Below are 18,990 nucleotides of genomic sequence, written 5' to 3' on the forward strand. Positions count from 1 at the left end.
GTTCTTAGCGGCGGCGGATGAGATAGATGAGCAGACCTAGCAGCGCGGTGGCGCCAGGTATAATTGCGAAGTAGATCAGTGTGCGATTGAGGTCTCGCTCGCTCATGACGACTTGATAGCTTTCGAGCGGGCGGGTGGCGATTTTTAGTAAGCTGTTTTTGGAGAGTGCCCAGTTGACGGAATTAAAGAATAAGGTGCGGTTACCGAAGGCGCGCAGTCGATTGTTGGTAATGAAGTCGGAGTTGCCGAAGGCCACAAAGCGTCCTCCGGGGATGTTGATTCCGAGTTCTGTGCCAGCGGTGCGTGTGGATACGGTGGCAATGGTGATGGGCCCCTTGAGGTCACGGCCCGCGTCGAATTGAATCGGGTCTTGCGTGCGGTAGTCGCGTTCGCCCCAGCTCTGATCGGAGGTTCCGATGATCTGTGTTACCTTGAGGCGTGGGTCTTTGAGCGAGCCGGGATCGGTGCGCATGGGGCGTGGTTGCCCGAAGAGTGCAGTGATTTGGTAGTCGACCAATAAGTTGGTGATGGGGTGCTCGGCGAAGCGTCGAATAATCAGATCGCCCCCTTGGGAACGGAAATCGGGGCCGTCGTCGACGACCACCATGTCGTCGGCCATGACGCCCCAGTCGTAAAAGAGTTCTTCCATGCCATGGCGACGTCCAGGATCGACAAATACGATCATGCGCCCGTTGCGCTCGTTCATATAGCGGCGTAGTTTCTCAACTTCTTCGGGCAGTAGGCTGGCCTGTGGCGACGGCACCACGATCAAATCGGCGTCCGCGGGCACGTTCTCATCGACTGCCAGGTCGAGGGTGGCGAGTTTGTAGTTGCGCTCGCGTAGAAAGGCTTCGAGTTGCGACAGCCCGCGCAGTGGGTCGACATCGTCGAGACGCATTTCACCGTGGCCGACTAGGAAATAGATTTTGTCTTCGTCCTTGGAGGACACATCGATGATGGCGGAGGTGATCGCCTTTTCGCCTCGAAAGCCAGCGATTGTGTTGTCTTTGACTTCGTAGAGGTCGGCCTGGCGAATCTCGCGAGTGCGATCCCCCATGGCGACTAGAATGATGTTCTCTTGGGTGAGATTATATTTGTTGGCGAGTTCCTGGGCGCGCTTACGCTGGCGGTATATGTCAACGAATTCGATATGGATGTAGGCCTTTCCTTCGTGCATGCCCGCGGCTTCATATTCACGGAAAAGTTTGCGCAAGTGCTGGTGGACCTGTTGTTGCTCGGCGACATCTGGATTGTTGGGGATGGTGACGATAATGTCGACGGGCTCCTCGAGTTCGCGGATGTAAGCCTTCGACTCGGGGGCAAGGGTATAGCTGCCCGACTGTGTGAGGTCGATACGTTCGTAGTATTTAGCTGCGAGGAAATTGAGCGAAGCGATCAGGCACAGTCCTAAGATGATCTGCATCGAGCGATTGGCGATGCGGAAGCGGCGTGCGACGCGGTATTCGTTGAAACGGTTGATTTGCATCAGAAAATGGAAGCGCGGTTTAGGCTTTCGCCTCGATCACTAGAGTGGAGAGGCCCAGCAGTAGAAAGGTGGTGCTGGCGTAGTAGAAAAAGGGGCGTGTATCGATAATGCCGCGTGAGAAGTCGTCTAAGTGCTCAAAGATCTGGAGGTAATTGACGGTGGCGACGACCCAGGAGGAGAGCTGCCCGCCGGTATCCGCGAGATTGCCCATTTGCTGTCCTCCGATGATGACTACAAATAGCGTGGTGAAGGTTAGCATGCCGGCCACTAACTGACTGCGTGTTACGCTACTGGCAAAGATCCCTATCGAGATGAAGAGCAGTCCGCTGGTCGCTAAAAAGAGGAAGCTGCCTGCCAGTGGAGCGAGCTCTAAGAGTGCGCCACTCTCGGCGGCATGCGGATACAGCTTCTGGGTGAGGAAGGGGAAGCCAATCGTGAGCACCCATAGCAACATGTAGAATAGATAGGCGCCGGCAAATTTACTTAAAACGACGGCGACGCGCGAAGTCGGCGTCGTCATGAGCGTATCGAGTGTGCCAATGCTGCGCTCGCCCGCAATGCTACGCATGGTGAGCAGAGGCACTACGAAGAAGACAGGGATCCAGAAAATACTGAAGAATTGAACGGTCGGAAGCACTTCCGAGGGGGTGTTGACCATGCCGCGCAAGATGGCCCAGTAAAGGAAGCCCATCAGGCTGAGAAACAGCACTGCCGCAATATAGGTGGGCGGGCTGATAAACAACATGCGTAGCTCGTGCTTAAGAAGGATGAAAAAATGGCGCATCTTTTAAATGACGGATGGAAAATGATTGATGACTGACGGGCTAGGTTGTGATCTTAGGCTTGGTTTCGATGGTTTCTTCCCAGGAGCGCTTGGTGGCCGCTAGGAAAATTTCTTCGAGATTTGGCTCGCGTGGGGCGAGGCTGTGTAAGGTGAAGGTGGATTGATTGCTGAGTGCTTCAATCAATTGTGGGCCGAGCTCGCCGTCGTTTTCGATTCGCAGACTGAGCTTGGCACGATCTTCAGCCAGTGGCGTGCTTTCCAAGATCGTGGCTTCGAACCCCTTGGCGGCCAGTTGGGGGATGACTTGCGATGCGTCGCCCTCAATGCTCAAACTGAAGCGATTACCTGGCAGAAACTCCTCGCGCAGCTCGTTGCTGGTGCCGGATGCGACAATGCGACCACGGTTGATAATGATGACTCGGTCGCAAGAACGTTCGATCTCGGGCAAAATGTGACTGGATAGAATGACCGTGTGTTTGCCGCGTAGGTTATCGATCAACTTTCGAATGCCTTGAATTTGATGCGGATCCAAGCCGATGGTCGGCTCGTCCATGATGATCACTTCCGGGTCGCCGAGTAGGGCGTCGGCAATGCCAACACGTTGGCGAAATCCCTTGGAAAGGGTGCCGATTATTTTGCGACGTGCGGTGCGGGCTAGGTCGCAGATCTCCATCGCTTCTTGCACAGAGGCGCGGAGTTTGCGCTTGGGCACCTCCTTTAAGCGGGCTCGAAAACGTAGGTATTCCACTACCCGCATGTCGTCTGGCAGCGGGTTGTTTTCGGGCATATAGCCGATCTTGCGCTTCACCTCGTGCGGGTTTTGGGCCACGCAGGTGCCGCCCACCCAAGCTGAGCCGGAGGTGGCGGACATGATGCCAGAAAGTATGCGCATGGTGGTGCTTTTTCCGGCGCCGTTGGGCCCTAGAAAGCCGACCACTTCACCTGGGTTGACGGTAAAGTTGACTTTATGGATCGCGGTCAACGCGCCATATTGGCGGGTGAGATCTTTGACGCGTATGCTGGGGATGGACTCCATAGTTAATTATCTGTTTGGATGAATCCTACATCCTAAAGGAAAAAAGAGGCGGCATCAAGGCTCAGTCAGGGGTATTTTCACTGTGTTCCATTGAGCGAGCTGCGAGTCTGCCTCGCGACTCTTGAGCAAGCTCGGGGCGCGTCGCGCAGTTGTCTGCCAGCGATCGAGAGAGAGGATTGCCTACTCCCCTTTAGGTGGCTGAGCGCTTTTGCCCGTGAAGTAGTCCTTGTATTCCATGAGGCCGTCCTCGATGGCATCAGCGACTATGATGGATGCTGCGAAAAACATAATGATGGCATTTGAGGCGGCATCACTTTCCTCGAGCACTTGGATGCGCTCAGAAAATGCACGATTCAATATTTCGAGCTCTTGGTAGTAGCTTTTTAAGCCATTCAAGTCCCAGTCCGCTTCACCACCCTCCTTGTAAACGAAAAATTGCTGTGTCAGGTAGGCGCTGACTGTGCGATGCAGCATTTCTCCGAAGGAACAAAAGGGCATGTGGAAGTTTGCCATGCTACGCAGCTTTTCTAACACGGGGCAGCCGCTAGTCGCCAGCTGTAGGCCGAGCATCGAGTTGAGTGCGCTTTGCAAGTCGCATTCTTGCTTAAAAACGCGTCTGTGAGTGACGACGCTCAGATCAATCTTTTCGAAAGAAGTGGAGTTTTTGAAAGTTTCTAGCACTTCGTGAACGCGAACGGCTGCAGGGCAATACTGGCAAGTGGCTCTTGTGAGTGGGCAGTTCGGGCATTGATTTGATTCCAGTTTGGTCCACTCGGGGTAGGGGAGTGGGATCGGCATCGGGGGCCGTGTGTGGGTCGAGGCTTTACTTATGCCGATTGTGAAAACGAGTTCTTTCTCTCCGAGTCCGAAGATGTATTCAATCGTATCAGGGGCAGTTAGTTTCACAGGCACATAGCAAATAGAAAATATGCCACTTGGCAAGGCGCTTAGTCGGTGGGCTTACGGCTCCTATTAGGATGCTTGCTTTTGTGGCTCGGCCTAGAGAGTCACTTGCTCATGGCATCGATGCCCGCGGTGGGCGAGCTCGGCTCTGGTAGTTTGTCGCCGCACACCTTGCAGAATGTGGCGTCGTGATCGTGGTTTTCCCATCCGCAGGCGGGGCAAACTGGATCCGATCCAGAATCTGCTAGGCGTGGGTTTGTCATTTCTGCGGTGACGATGGCGGTGGGCACTGCGATGATTCCGTAGCCAATGATCATGATGACGGAGGCAAAAAACTGGCCCATCGGAGTTTGCGGAGAAATGTCGCCATAGCCGACCGTGGTGAGGGTGACGATGGCCCAATACACGCTCTTTGGTATGCTGGTGAAACCGTGCTCAGCTCCCTCGATCAGATACATGAGCGAGCCCAGGATGAGTACTAAGATCAGCACACCGAATACAAAAACGGCAATCTTGCGTGCCGAGGAGCGCATTGCACGCAACAGCGTGTTGGCTTCGCCGATATATTTAGCCAACTTGAGCACCCGAAAGATACGTAATACCCGTAAAACGCGCAGCAGCATCAAGTAGTGTGCTCCAGGGAGCAGTAGGTCCGCGTAAGTTGGTAATATAGCCAGCAGGTCGACAACACCGAAGAAACTGCGAGCATATTTTATCGGTTTTTCGGATACATAGAGACGGAAAATGTATTCGAGAGTGAAGAGCCCGGTGATGACCCACTCTAGGATATACAAGACTTGGCGTGTCTCTGGCGAGATTGAGGGAACGCTTTCCCACATGACGAGAGCGACGCTCAATAGGATCGCTAATATGAGGACCACATCGAAGCCTTTCTCATCCCATCGGGTGGATTGGAAGATGATACGTCGGCACTCGGATCTGAATCGTCCTGACATGGGGGGGAGATAATCTCTAACGGCTTCAGATGGCAAGATGGGAATGGGGGCGTAGCCTCGGTTCCGATTGGCGGAAAACTGTCGCTTGCTGCACAGCGCAAAACGGGGTCTAAAGAGCCCCGCTACTGGATCCGTATGCATTTAAGCCGTAGCCGAGTGCTTTAGCCTCGGTTTCGACTGGCGAAAACTGTCGCTTGCTGCACAGCGCAAAACGGGGTCTAAAGAGCCCCGCTACTGGATCCGTATGCATCTAAGCCGTAGCCGAGTGCTTTAGCCTCGGTTCCGATTCGCGGAAAACTGTCGCTTGCTGCACAGCGCAAAACGGGGTCTAAAGAGCCCCGCTACTGGATTCGTGTGCATCTAAGCCGTAGCCGAGTGCTTTAGCCTCGGTTTCGACTGGTCGAAAACTGTCGCTTGCTGCACAGCGCAAAACGGGGTCTAAAGAGCCCCGCCACTGGATCCGTGTGCATCTAAGCCGTAGCCGAGTGGTTTAGCCTCGGTTTCGACTGGTCGAAAACTGTCGCTTGCTGCACAGCGCAAAACGGGGTCTAAAGAGCCCCGCTACTGGATCCGTGTGCATCTAAGCCGTAGCCGAGTGCTTTAGCCTCGGTTCCAATTCGCGGAAAACTGTCGCTTGCTGTACGGCGCAAAACGGGGTCTAAAGAGCCCCGCCACTGGATTCGTGTGCATCTAAGCCGTAGCCGAGTGCTTTAGCCTCGGTTCCGATTGGCGGAAAACTGTCGCTCGCTGCACGGCGCAAAACGGGGTCTAAAGAGCCCCGTCACTGGATCCGTGTGCATCTAAGCCGTAGCCGAGTGCTTTAGCCTCGGTTCCGATTCGCGGAAAACTGTCGCTCGCTGCACGGCGCAAAACGGGGTCTAAGGAGCCCCGCCACGAACTTACAAAAAAGGCCGCACTCTTTCGAGGTGCGGCCTTTTGGAAATGATTGTGATGCTCCGCTTATGGAAGCTTGGTGCTGCCCATTAGGAACTTATCGCACTCGCGTGCCACGGCGCGGCCTTCGTTGATGGCCCACACGATGAGTGATTGCCCACGACGCATATCACCTGCAGCGAAGACACCTTCGATGTTGGTTTTGAATGTGCCGTAGTCTGCTTTCACATTGGAGCGGGCGTCAAGGTCGAGGCCGAGCTCTTCAGCAATCGTTGCTTCAGGACCGAGGAAGCCCATTGCCAGGAGCACGAGTTCGGCTTCGAGCACACGCTCGCTGCCTTCGACTTTCTTAGGAATGAAGCGGCCGTTGTCGTTGGTCCACTCGATGTTGTGGATGTGCACGCCCTTGACCTTGCCTTCTTCATCGCCCTCAAACTTGCTGGAGGTTACGAGGTATTGGCGTGGGTCTTCGCCTTGGATCTCTGCAGCCTCTTCTTGGCCGTAGTCCATCTTGTAAGTCTTGGGCCATTCGGGCCATGGGTTGTTGGCTGCACGCTCAGTGGGAGGCTTGGGCATGATCTCGAGTTGAGTCACGCTCTTGCAGCCGTGGCGCAGTGATGTGCCCACGCAGTCAGTGCCAGTGTCGCCACCGCCGATGATCACGACGTTCTTGCCCTTGGCGAGCTCTGTGAATTGCTCAGACTTGCCGTCCTTGATGTCCCAAAGCTCCTTGGTGTTGGGCCCGAGGAACTCCATGGCGAAGCGGATGTTGGTCAGCTCGCGACCTTCGATCGGAAGGTCACGTGGCTTGGTGGCACCGCAGCAAAGTACGACCGAGTCGAACTCTTCCATCAATTGCTTGGCTGGAATGTCTTTGCCGATTTCAACACCACATTTGATCACGACACCTTCAGCCTCCATTAACTCGGTGCGGCGTGTGACCACTTGCTTCTCCAGCTTCATGTTGGGGATACCATACATGAGTAGGCCGCCTGGGCGGTCGGCACGTTCGAAGATGGTAACGAGGTGTCCGGCCTTGTTGAGCTGATCCGCGGCTGCAAGACCTGCAGGGCCAGAGCCGACGACTGCGATCTTCTTGCCGGTGCGCTCTTTGGGAGGTGTGGGGGTGACCCAACCTTCGTTCCAAGCTTTGTCGATGATGGAGCACTCGATGTCCTTAATGGTGACAGGGGGCTCGATCACGCCGAGCACGCAAGAGCCTTCGCAAGGTGCGGGGCAGACGCGGCCGGTGAATTCGGGGAAGTTATTGGTCTTCATCAAGCGCTCGTAAGCGTCTTGCCACTTGCCTTGATAAACGAGGTCGTTGAACTCGGGGATGAGGTTGTTGACGGGGCAGCCGCTCGCCATGTTGGCCAGTGTCATGCCTGTGTGACAGTAAGGCGTGCCGCAGTCCATGCAACGTGCGCCCTGTGTCTGTACTTTTTCTTCGTCGAAGTGTTCGTGAATTTCATCCCAGTCCTTGACGCGTTCGAGTGGCGGACGATTCGCAATCGTCTTGCGCTCGAATTCCATAAATCCAGTTGCTTTACCCATAATGTATAAGTGTGAAGGTGTTTAAGTGTGAAGGTGAGGGCGGCTTAGTGGCCGGCTTTCACGTTTTCTTCGAATGCGGCTTGGACTGCGTCGTCGCCTGCGAGGCCACGCTCTTCGGCGCGTTTGACGGCTTGTAACACGCGCTCGTAGTCCTGTGGTAGAATCTTGAGGAACTTACCTGCCGATTCGGGCCAGTCGTCGAGGATGCTTTGTCCGCGTTTGGAACCGGTGTAAGCGACATGCTTCTCGATCTTGGCTTTGATCAGGTTCATTTCTTCGTCGCCGCATTCGATCAGCTGATAGACGTTGACCATGTCGGGATTCAAGCGGTTTTGAACAAAATCGCCTGCCTCGTCGTAGACGTAAGCCACACCGCCGGACATACCAGCGCCGAGGTTACGGCCGGTCGTGCCGAGGTTGATGACCATGCCGCCTGTCATGTATTCGAGTGCGTGGTCACCCACGCCTTCGACGACTGCTTCGACACCTGAGTTACGCACGCAGAAACGTTCGCCGGCCATACCGGCAACATAGGCTTCACCCTTGGTGGCGCCATAGAAGCAAACATTACCTGTGATGATGTTTTCGTGTGCGACGAATGAGGATTCCGGATCGGGGCGCACCACGATCTTTGCGCCGGAGAGGCCTTTGCCCAGATAGTCGTTGGTGTCACCTGTCACGGTGAAGGTCATACCCTTCGGGCAGAACGCGCCGAGTGATTGACCTGCAGAACCGGTGAGGTTGACCTTTACAGTATCTTCCGGCAGCCCTTCTGCGCCATACTTGCGTGAGATCTCGGCGCCGGTGATGGTGCCGACCACGCGATTGATGTTCACGATCGGTAGGTTGATTTCGACTGGCTTGCCTTCTTGAATCGCAGGTTGCGCTTGCTCGAGGATCTCGCGCATGTCGAGCGAACGGTCGAGCAGGTGATCTTGCTTCATCTGGCAGTAAGTGCCGACTTCTGGACCTACGTCCGGACGGTAGAGAATCTTGCTGTAGTCGAGTCCCTTGGCCTTCCAGTGGTCGATGGCTTGGCGCATTTCGAGTTTGTCCACGCGGCCGACCATTTCGTTGATGGTGCGGAAGCCGAGCTTCGCCATGGTTTCGCGGATTTCTTCAGCGATGAACTTCATGAAGTTGACCACGGCTTCTGCATCGCCGTTAAACTTCTTGCGCAGTTCAGGGTTCTGAGTCGCGACACCGACCGGGCAAGTGTTCTTGTGGCAAACACGCATCATCAAGCAACCGAGTGCAACCAGTGCGGTGGTGGCAAAGCCGAATTCTTCCGCGCCGAGCAAACAAGCGATCGCGACGTCGCGGCCTGTCTTGAGCTGGCCGTCGGTTTCAACCACCACGCGAGAGCGTAGGTCGTTGAGCAGCAATGTTTGATTGGTTTCAGCGAGGCCGAGCTCCCATGGGGCACCTGCGTGCTGGATGGAAGAGCGAGGCGAAGCACCTGTGCCGCCGTCGTAACCAGAAACGAGGATGACGTCGGCCTTGGCCTTGGCCACACCCGCAGCAATGGTGCCGACACCGACTTCGGATACCAGCTTCACATTGACACGTGCTTTGACGTTGGAGTTCTTCAAGTCGTGGATCAGCTCCGCCAAATCCTCGATCGAGTAAATGTCGTGGTGCGGAGGAGGGGAGATGAGTCCCACGCCAGGAGTGGTGCCGCGAGTTTTGGCGATTTGCGGTAGCACCTTGTGGCCGGGCAGTTCGCCCCCTTCGCCAGGCTTCGCGCCTTGGACGATCTTAATCTGAATTTCATCGGAGTTGACCAAGTAGTGGCTGGTCACGCCGAAACGTCCGGAAGCGACTTGCTTGATCGCAGAGCGACGGCTGTCACCGTTTGCATCCGGAGTGAAACGATCGGGATCTTCGCCACCTTCACCGGTGTTAGAGCGACCACCGATGCGATTCATCGCGATCGCGATGGCTTCGTGGGCTTCCTTGGAGATCGAACCGTAGGACATCGCGCCTGTCTTGAAGCGCTTCATGATGGCTTCGATCGGCTCGACTTCTTCGATCGGGATCGCCTTGGACTCGTCAAACTTGAAGTCCATCAAGCCGCGGATGGTGAACATCTCCTTGGACTGGTCGTTGATGACGTTGGAGTATTCTTTGAATACGCCGTAATCGCCAAAACGAGTCGCCATTTGCAGCTTGTGAATGGTGATCGGGTTGAAGAGGTGGCGTTCGCCGCCGGCGCGCCATTGGTAGATCCCACCAGTGTCGAGCGCATCGCCGCGCTCGTCGTCGCGTGGTGCGAAGGCCTTGCGGTGGCGTGAGTGTGTCTCTTTTGCGATGCATGGGAGGCCAATGCCTTCGATGCGAGTCGCGGTCTTAGTGAAATACTTCTCGATGACGGATTCGTTGAGGCCAATGGCTTCAAAGATCTGCGCGCCGCGGTAGGATGCGACCGTCGAGATGCCCATCTTGGACATGGTCTTGATCACACCGTTGAGGTTGGCCTTAAGGAAGTTTTGGCATGCTTTGTCAGCGTCGACCTTCACATCGCCGCGCTCGACCAAGTGGCGAACGGTTTCCAATGCAATGTAGGGGTTGATCACGTCAGCGCCATAGCCTAGCAGCAGTGCAAAGTGGTGCACTTCGCGTGGCTCACCCGATTCCAACACGATCGATACGCGAGTGCGTGTGCCTTGGCGAACGAGGTGGTGGTGGAGGCCCGCCACTGCAAGTAGTGCAGGGATCGGCGCCTTCTTCGGGCCAATCTTGCGGTCGGAAAGGATGAGGATGTTGACACCATCACGGATGGCAGCGTCTGCATTTTCGAAGAGTTGCTCCAGTGCCGCTTCCAGACCCTTGCCGGAGATGCGAGGCTCGGAAATGCTGTTGTGTCCCGCGTCGAGGCCGCCTTCAGCCGCTTCGAAAGTAATTGGTAGTCGACTGGATTTGAAACCTGACAGGTCGATGTTGCGCAGCTGTGCCAGTTGGCGACGGTCGATCAGAGGAGATTCATATTTGATCATGCGGCAGCTGTCAGGGCCGGGGCGAGTGAGATCGCTTTCGGAGCCCACAAAGCTGACGCTGGCAGTGACTAATTCTTCGCGGATGGGGTCAATCGGTGGATTGGTGACCTGTGCGAAGAGTTGCTTGAAGTAATTATACAGTAGCTGCGGCTGATCCGACAGCACCGCCAGTGGCGCATCGTTGCCCATGGAGCCGAGCGGTTGCTTGCCCGATTCCGCACTGGGGGCCAGAATGAAGCGCATGTCTTCAAAGGTGTAGCCAAAAGCTTTTTGGCGAGTTTCGAGCGTCTCGAAGTCATCTTCCACCATGCCTTCAGCAGGGGGGAGGTCTTCGGAATTGACGAGGTTTTCCTTGAGCCATTGGCCATAAGGTTGCTCGGAGGCGATTTGCTCTTTCAGCTCTTCGTCGCCTACGATGCGACCTTTTTCCATGTCGATTAGGAACATGCGACCTGGCTCCAAGCGGCCTTTCTTGACTACGTTCTTAGGCTCGATGCCTTCCAAAACGCCCACTTCGGAGGCTAGAATGACCTTGTCGTCGGCAGTTACATAGTAGCGCGAAGGACGCAGACCATTGCGGTCGAGCGTCGCGCCGACTTGCACGCCGTCGGACATCGCCATCGAAGCAGGACCATCCCAAGGTTCCATCATGCAGGCGTGGAACTCATAGAAGTCGCGCTTGTATTGTGGCATGCTCTTGTGGCGTTCCCAAGGCTCGGGAATCATCATCATCATGGCATGTGCCAAGCTACGGCCAGACAGTACCAAGAACTCTAGGCAGTTGTCGAATTTCTGGGAATCGGAGCCGTCTTCACGGATGATTGGCAGAATCTTCTTAAGATCATCGCCGAATACTTCGCTGGCCAGCTGCATTTCACGAGCGTGCAGCCAGTTTTCATTGCCGCGCACGGTGTTGATTTCACCATTGTGGCAAAGGTAGCGGAACGGCTGTGCGCGTGGCCAGCTAGGGAAAGTGTTGGTTGAGAAACGCGAGTGTGTCAGCGCCAGCGCGGAATCCATGGCTTCGTCGGACAGGTCCGGGAAGTAAGTTTCGAGCTGCTCCGTAGTCAACATGCCCTTGTAGGTCATGGTGCGGCTCGAGAGCGAACCGATGTAGAACATCGCATCGTCGTCCTCGCCAGAGTAGCGGATGCGGTGGGTCGAAAGGTGGCGGATGATGTAGAGTTTACGTTCGAAGGCGAGACCCGCTTCAACGGATTCGCGCGATACGAAGAACTGACGCATGCAAGGCTCGCAGGCAGCGGAGGCTTTACCCAGGATTTCGCTACGAACCGGCACATCGCGCCAGCCGATCATCTTGAGGCCTTCTTCGACGACGATCTCTTCGATGATTTTTTCTTCGTGCGCGCGCTCCTCAGCATCTTTTGACAAGAATACGAAGCCTGCAGCGTAATCGCCTTCAGCTGGCACTTCAAAGCCACACTCTGTGGGGCAGACCTTTTTGAAGAAGTTATGTGGCAGTTGGATGAAGATGCCTGCTCCATCACCAGTGATCGGATCGCAACCGCAACCACCGCGGTGGTCGAGGTTGACACAAATTTCCAGCGCACCCTTGACGATGTCGTGCGACTTACGGCCTTTCATGTCGACGATCAGGCCGATGCCGCAGTTTTCGTGTTCATTCTTAGGATCGTATAATCCCTGTGCTGTGGGTGGAGTGTAAGTGTTATCCATATCTGTCTAAAAAAATGTGCTATGTGGTATCGGTCGCTTTCTGCAGCAGTCAGCAAACCTGCTCACGCAAGTGAGATTCCTGTGTGTAGAGTCAAAAAGAAACAGCAAACTAGTGACTCGGAGTTAGCTGTCTAGGAAAATTACCCAATCTAACCGCTTGAAGACCATTTTTCGCGCCAAATAGCGGTAGAAATGGCCCAAAAACCCAAATTTTAGGGTTTTTTATCGTTCGGATTAGGGACGGAGTCGCTTCTTAGAAGAAGCGTACCGTCTTGGAGCGCATGGCTTCGTGCTCCTCATCGGTGCACGGTGCATTGGTCGGTGCCTCGGCTTCGGTATTGTTTTCCGAGACGAGCCCGTTGCTCAGCATGTAATTTTCGACCTCTTCGCCGCTCACGTCGGCGAGCATGGTGCCGTCGATTTCTACGCAAGGAGAGAGTGGTTGGCCGGACTTTTCCACCATTTCCGCATACTGATCTGCGTTATTGATGATGTCACGGTCTTCGTATTCGAGGCTGTACTTTTTCATGATAGCGCGAACGCCCATGCTCCAGCCGCAGGTAGGTTTTAGGTATGCGATGATTTTCATATTAGTTGCCCTGTGTGGTGGATTTTCGGAACTTGTCAACTACGCGGATTTGCGAGCGATCACCCATTCGATGAGTTTGTCGGCGTTATTTTCGTAGGCCCAAGCTGCGCGCAGGAATTCTGCGGGGTGAATGTCGTGCTCCTTGAAGAAACGCTGATCGCCGCTGCAACCATACATTGTCTCCGGGGGAAGCTCACCGCGTAGCTTGCCGTATGCTTTTTGAATGATACGTGGCAGCCACACGATTCCTGCGGCTTCATCAGTTTTTGCCGGTAATGTGCTGGAGTCGAGCGTGTTGCAGGAAGCTTTGCCTCCTTGCATGGTCAAAAAGTAGTCGCGGCGTGCTTCGCTGACCATAAGAAAGGTTTCGAAGTCGGGGGCCCCGTGTCTTAGGTAATCTTCCACATAGTCATACACATCCATCGTGTTGAGGCCTATCGAAGCTAGTTCAGCCAATGTCGCATCGTCGAAGTAGCTGTCCGGCTCATGGTTGCCTCCTTCGTAAGTGACGACGGCAGCTTCCCAGATAGTCTTCAAGCTCTTTTGATATTCGTAGTGTTTCATGCCGCATATAATAAGGGGCCCACGCAGGAAAAACAACACAGCGTGCAGATTTTCTCATTTAGCTGAGAAATACTGCTTGTCCGTTCTCTGTCTGTGACTGTGTGCAGCTAGTTTCATTGCTGCTTGAGCAGATGCATGAGACTTGTGGCTTTTTTGGGGGGCGTCGCGGGCGCGGAACCCTGAGCTTTAGTCGATTTGATTCAGTAATTGTAGGATGTTGAGCGAGTGGTCTCCGATACTCTCAATGTTATTCAAAATATCAATATAGAGCATCTCAGACTTAATATTAGCTGGATCGTTCATGCGACGCACAGCTTCGCGGCGAAGCTTCTTGCGAGAGGAGTCGATCGTTTCTTCCAGTTGCAGGGCTGTTTCTATATCGGCAGTGGTCACTTTTTTGCTCAGGCATTGAATATAGAAGCCCATGAACTGGTCGACAGGCTTGCTGAAATTACGAATGGCTGCTTGGGTGGCTTCAGGAAGCACTCGTTTCTTTTGATATTTTCGTTCCGCGAGTTTGACCAAGTCGAGTGTGTTGTCGCAAATTTCCTCGAGTTCTGAAATGACTCGAAGCATGACGGTGACTTCGTTTAAACGCTCGCGACTGAGCTCGGATGAGGTGCAGTAAATCAAATACTGAGTAATGTCGAAAGCTAAGCGATCGCTACGTTCTTCCATGGCCTTGAGCTCTTTTACACGGCTGCCTAAGTCAATCTCGGGAGATTCGTAAACTTCGTTAAACCCAGCAAACATCTCACGAGTGAGCTCCGCCATCCGCTGAATCTCACGTTCAGCTTCGGCTAAGTTAATTTCGCCCGTCTGCGGTAGGTTGGGGGCTTGGTATTGAATGTGCGCTTTGTCGAGACCCAGGTAGCTCTGGTCGCGCACCATTTTACTCGCGAGGTAGGCGAGCTGTGGTACGAACCATGATAAGATTAAGATGTTGATAAGGTTGAAGATCGAATGAAACGCAGCGAGGTGATAGAGGGTGTGCGTCAGATCATCGGCGGCACCAGGTGTGATTTGATCGATAAACTTAGTGAAGAAAGTAAAGACACATAGCATCCAGCAGACACCGATGATGTTCAATAGGAAGTGAGCGCGGGCGGCGCGTTTGGCTTCCACGCCCCCAGTCATGGCTGCGAGGTTTGCGGTGATGGTGGTGCCGACGTTTTCACCTAGCACAATTGCAGCCGCATCTTCGTAACCAATCCAGCCTTTAGCGACCAGGGTCAAAGTGATGGCACCAGCTACAGATGACGACTGCACCGCAATCGTTAAAATCGTTCCGAAAGCAAAGAAAATGAACACGGATCCAATCCCATGGCCCGTCCAATCGGCTAGGAAAGAAAATAGCTCGGGATTCGCTGCGATGTCAGGAACGGAGCTCTTGAGGAAATTGAGGCCTAGAAATAAAATCCCGAAACCGATCAGTGCTTCGCCCCCGTTGCGCACCTTGGGCGTGTGGAAGAAGATCATCGCAACACCAATGCCAATGCAGGGCAGAGCGATCGAGCTCAGGCTGAATTGAAAGCCGAGTAGGGCGACGATCCAGAAGGTGGTGGTGGTCCCTAAGTTCGCCCCCATGATCATGCCAATGGACTCTCGTAGAGTCAGTAGCTTTGCATTCACGAAGCTGACGATCATCACTGTGGTCGCGCTTGATGACTGTACCAGTGTGGTCATTAGGGTGCCACTGATGATACTCGAGAGGCGATTGCGCGTCATATTTGCGATGAGGCTTCGAAGCCCCTCGCCGGAGACCTTTTGCAGGCCCTCACTCATGACCTTCATCCCGTAGAGGAAGAGTCCTAGACTACCAAAAATTGCGAGGAGTGTTGAAAACATAGATAGTGGGCTTGATGCAAATGCTTCAGCTAAGGTTACAATTATGTAACATCAATGAAAAACGACAGCTTGGCTTACTGCTATATTCGAGGGATTGTTTTGGGTGCCCCTAGAATGATTTCAAATATTGGGGCACATCAGACGGGATGACTTCCTTGGTTCGGGGGGGGGGCATTCAGTTTTCCATGAATCTTTGATTTTGCGTTTGCTCTCAGCTTTCTTTTCTAAATGCGTGATGACTACAGTATATAAAGGATCCTGCCTTTGCAGAGAGGTGGTGTATGAAATTGAGGGCGAATTTGAGAATTTCTATCTCTGTCACTGTGATCGTTGCCGTAAAGACACGGGTTCGGCTCACGCTGCGAATTTGTTCAGTCAGGATTTTAAATTACGTTGGCTATCTGGCGAAAACCAAGTTCGCAGTTATCAATTGCCGGATAGCTGTCATGCGAAAAGCTTCTGCTCGCACTGTGGCTCGGCTTTACCGCATCGACTCGCAGGAGGCTCCATGCTGATGGTGCCGGCTGGCAGTCTCGACAGCGAACTCTCCATCAAGCCTCAGGCGCATCTTTTTTGCTCGGAAAGAGCCTTGTGGGATAATGGCCTCGAATGTATACCATCTTGTGAAGAATTACCTGAGGAAAACTCGTCGGGCTGAATTCGTCCTTCATAAATCTTGAAGCGACAGGTCTTTGGCTAGGCCTGTCTCTCGTTCTTTCTGGCGGTGCTCGGAGCGTGGGGGCTTTTTACCCTGGATTCTGGCTGTGGTTTTGATGTGTCACGTTCGGGCGCTTACTCTGCAATCGATGCTAATTCTAAGGGCACGATCTTAATCGTGCCGCTTTCCTTGGCTTCCGTCATTGAAAGGCTGAAGCTGATTTGAAAATCGTTGAGCTCTTCGGGATCGACTAAGGTTTGTTCGATGAGCCAGCTTGTGCGGTCTTCGGATTCGGTGATCTTGGTGTTGGCTTTATTGCGCGCGCCGGGATCGAGGCGGATCCATTCGTGGCTTTCGTAGTAGGCTTCCATTGCGTTGCTGAGTGCGGTGTATTTCCAGCGGGCTTCGGGGAACATCTGGTCGAGTGGAAAGTGTTCGTCGATCTCTTGATATTCCTTGTTGGCTAGCATGCGTAGAAAGCGGAAGACTTCGTTGCGCACGAGGCGGGTGAAGGCTTCACGGTCGTGAGTGATATCGCTCGGGCCGGTGGGCGCGGGGAGGGCTTCGTCGCTATTGGGCTTATAGTCGGGGTCTTTGAGTGTCTCCCATTCATCCAATAGGCTGGAATCGGTGATGCGTAGCAATGTCTCGATATAAGTGACGACTTCGTTCACGGCTTCGGTTTTGAAGGCGGGCGGAATGGTGTTGGTGAGCACGCGGTAGACATTGGTCAGATGGCGTAGTAGCAGACCTTCCGCACGGGTGAGCCCGTAGAGTTTGACGTAGTCGGCGAAACTGCTGTAGCGCTCAAACATCTCGCGGGCAATTGATTTGGGGCGAATGTTCTCGCCGCCGACCCAAGGGTGTAGGGCGGAAAAGCGGTTGAATGTTTCGTAAATGAATTCGCTCTCGGGCTTGGGATATTCGAGTTTTTCCAGCTCTTCCATACGGTCGTCGTATTCGATGCCGGCGGCTTTCATCTCGGCGACTTTGTCACCTTTCAGCTTGTCGAGCTGCTTGCGCAGAATGATGTCGGGGTTTTCTAGAATAGATTCCACCAGGCTGAGCAGCTTGAGCTCATACTCGGGCGCGGTGGTGTCGAGCAGGCCGAGTGTGTCGATGCAATAGAGCGCGAGTGTTTGATTGAGCGAAAAGTCGTCTTGAAGTTCAAGGTTGACGCGTAGTTTCGGTTCGCTGCCCTTAGGCATGATCTCGATGATGTTGCGGTCGGTGAGTGCACGGAATAGCTGGAAGGCTTGTTTGCGCATGCTCTTCTTGGACTGTTCGGAATTGTGGCAGTCGCGGATGAGTTGGCGCATGGCGGCGCAGCCGTCGCTTTGGCGGCTGAGCACATTGAGTAGCATGCTGTGGGATACCTGGAAGCTGGAAGTGAGCGGTTCCGCGGGAGCGCCTTGCAGGCGTTGGTAAGTTTGTTCGTCCCAGTGCACGAATCCGCGTTCGGGTGGCTTGCGCTTGACTAGCTTTTTCTTCTTTTTCGGGTCAGCGGCTGCTTTGGCTTCCAAGCGCTTGTTTTCAATTACGTGCTCGGGTGCCATGGCGACGACGTAGCCGTGGTCGTCGAAGCCCTTGCGGCCTGCACGTCCACTGATTTGGTGGAAGTCGCGTGCGGTCAGAATGCTGGTTTTGACGCCTCCATATTTGCAGAGTTGGGTGAATAGCACCGTGCGAATCGGGACATTCACCCCTACGCCCAAGGTGTCGGTGCCGCAAATGATTTTGAGTAGGCCTTTCTGTGCCAGCTTTTCAATCAGCACCCGGTATTTGGGAAGTAGGCCGGCGTGGTGGAGACCGATGCCACTGCGCAGTAGTTTCTTGATCTCTTTGCCAAAGGGGCTGCTGAAGGAGGCGCCTTGTAACTCCTTTGTGATAATCGCTTTTTCCTCTTTGCTGCAGACGTTAATGCTGAGCAAGCTTTGTGCGGTTTCGGATGCCGCTCGTTGGGTGAAATGCACAATGTAGACCGGAAACTTGTTGGCCGCCTGCAGTTTCTCCAGCGTCTCAGTGAGCGGATCTTCGACGTAGGTGAATTCCAATGGCACGGGGCGCTCGGTGCTGGATACGGTGACGCACTCGTTGCCGGTAACGCGCTCGAGTTCGCGTTCAAAGAAGCGCGTTTCACCCAATGTGGCCGAAATTAGCAAAAAACGTGATTGAGGCAAAGTGAGTAGGGGAGCTTGCCAAGCGCCACCGCGCTCTCCGTCGGAATAGTAATGAAACTCGTCCATGATCACATCATGGACTTTTGCCTGATCGCCGTCACGTAGCGCGATATTGGCCAAGATCTCGGCGGTGCAGCAGAGGATGGGGGCTCCGCGGTTGACGCTGGCGTCGCCGGTCATCATGCCGACATTTTCGGGGCCAAAGTCGCGACAGAGGGCAAGGAACTTTTCATTGACCAATGCTTTGATTGGACATGTGTAGACAGATTGACGGCCCAGTGATGCGGATAAGAAGTGCAGTGCCGCCGCCACCAACGATTTTCCGGAGCCAGTGGGCGTGTTGAGGATGACATTTTTGCCGGAGAAGATTTCCAGAATCGCTTCCTCTTGCGCGGGGTAGAGTTCAATGCCTTTGATCAATGCATATTCAAGGAAGTGTTCCATGAGTGCATCGGGATCTGTGATATTACGAAGTGGCTTGAGTGGGTAGTCCATGTGCAGTCAGCATTCGGGTAGACTTGTAGGAGTGCAAGACTGCTTCGAAAAACGAGTTTTGATCAATTTCAGAGCATAGTACCGTTTCTTTTTTGCGCACAGCTGGGGCGTGGTGAGCAAAATTAGTACATTGTGATGTGGCACACTACAATTTTTTTACAAAAGAGATCTCAATAAATTTTTCTAGAATGTGACCGAACTTTTGTTGGCTTTTGGGGCGATGCTTAGCTCAGTTTTGATGTGAAGTAAATGTCTGTAATTACTTCGTTAGTAGTCTAATCTATACTCGTTATTTGATCCTCGTTGTATTGGGTGCACTTCTGTTTAAACTTCATGAGTAGGTTTATTGATT

General features: G+C 53.8%; 12 protein-coding genes. 1 reads left to right on the forward strand and 11 read right to left on the reverse strand.

What is annotated here, in order from left to right:
• Positions 1–4: 4 nt before the first annotated feature.
• The 10 genes from QEH52_RS03610 to QEH52_RS03655 form a co-directional block, all read right to left on the reverse strand.
• Positions 5–1,486 (reverse strand): GldG family protein, encoded by a 1,482-nt coding sequence (locus tag QEH52_RS03610; protein WP_308948680.1) that lies wholly within the window; start codon positions 1,484–1,486, stop codon positions 5–7.
• A gap of 19 nt (positions 1,487–1,505) precedes the next feature.
• Positions 1,506–2,270, reverse strand: a complete 765-nt coding sequence (locus QEH52_RS03615) for an ABC transporter permease (RefSeq protein ID WP_308948681.1) — start codon at positions 2,268–2,270, stop codon at positions 1,506–1,508.
• A 40-nt stretch (positions 2,271–2,310) separates the two neighbouring features.
• A complete protein-coding gene (locus QEH52_RS03620; RefSeq protein ID WP_308948682.1) occupies positions 2,311–3,306 on the reverse strand; it encodes an ABC transporter ATP-binding protein in 996 nt (331 codons plus the stop codon).
• Positions 3,307–3,486: 180 nt separating this feature from the next.
• A complete protein-coding gene (locus QEH52_RS03625) occupies positions 3,487–4,212 on the reverse strand; it encodes a DUF6901 family protein (protein WP_308948683.1) in 726 nt (241 codons plus the stop codon).
• A 101-nt stretch (positions 4,213–4,313) separates the two neighbouring features.
• Positions 4,314–5,165 (reverse strand): ion transporter, encoded by an 852-nt coding sequence (locus QEH52_RS03630; protein WP_308948684.1) that lies wholly within the window; start codon positions 5,163–5,165, stop codon positions 4,314–4,316.
• Between the two features lie 960 nt (positions 5,166–6,125).
• Entirely contained in the window at positions 6,126–7,613 is a 1,488-nt protein-coding gene (locus QEH52_RS03635) for a glutamate synthase subunit beta (protein WP_308948685.1), read from the reverse strand.
• A 44-nt stretch (positions 7,614–7,657) separates the two neighbouring features.
• Positions 7,658–12,304, reverse strand: coding sequence for a glutamate synthase large subunit (gene gltB, locus QEH52_RS03640; RefSeq protein WP_308948686.1), 4,647 nt, complete (start codon positions 12,302–12,304; stop codon positions 7,658–7,660).
• A gap of 253 nt (positions 12,305–12,557) precedes the next feature.
• Positions 12,558–12,893, reverse strand: coding sequence for a glutaredoxin family protein (locus QEH52_RS03645; protein WP_308948687.1), 336 nt, complete (start codon positions 12,891–12,893; stop codon positions 12,558–12,560).
• A 39-nt stretch (positions 12,894–12,932) separates the two neighbouring features.
• Positions 12,933–13,457 (reverse strand): hypothetical protein, encoded by a 525-nt coding sequence (locus tag QEH52_RS03650; protein WP_308948688.1) that lies wholly within the window; start codon positions 13,455–13,457, stop codon positions 12,933–12,935.
• A 186-nt stretch (positions 13,458–13,643) separates the two neighbouring features.
• A complete protein-coding gene (locus tag QEH52_RS03655) occupies positions 13,644–15,305 on the reverse strand; it encodes a Na/Pi cotransporter family protein (protein WP_308948689.1) in 1,662 nt (553 codons plus the stop codon).
• Positions 15,306–15,540: 235 nt separating this feature from the next.
• On the opposite strand from QEH52_RS03655, the gene QEH52_RS03660 reads away from it, so the two are divergent.
• Positions 15,541–15,963 (forward strand): GFA family protein, encoded by a 423-nt coding sequence (locus QEH52_RS03660; RefSeq protein WP_308948690.1) that lies wholly within the window; start codon positions 15,541–15,543, stop codon positions 15,961–15,963.
• 134 nt (positions 15,964–16,097) lie between these two features.
• Here the strand turns inward: QEH52_RS03660 and QEH52_RS03665 are convergent, their stop codons facing one another.
• The gene (locus QEH52_RS03665) at positions 16,098–18,638 is read right to left on the reverse strand and encodes a DEAD/DEAH box helicase (protein ID WP_308948691.1); all 2,541 of its coding nucleotides are present in this window, start codon (positions 18,636–18,638) and stop codon (positions 16,098–16,100) included.
• Positions 18,639–18,990: the final 352 nt, after the last annotated feature.

The organism is Thalassobacterium maritimum (assembly GCF_031127805.1).
Taxonomy (GTDB): Bacteria; Verrucomicrobiota; Verrucomicrobiia; order Opitutales; family Coraliomargaritaceae; genus Thalassobacterium; species Thalassobacterium maritimum.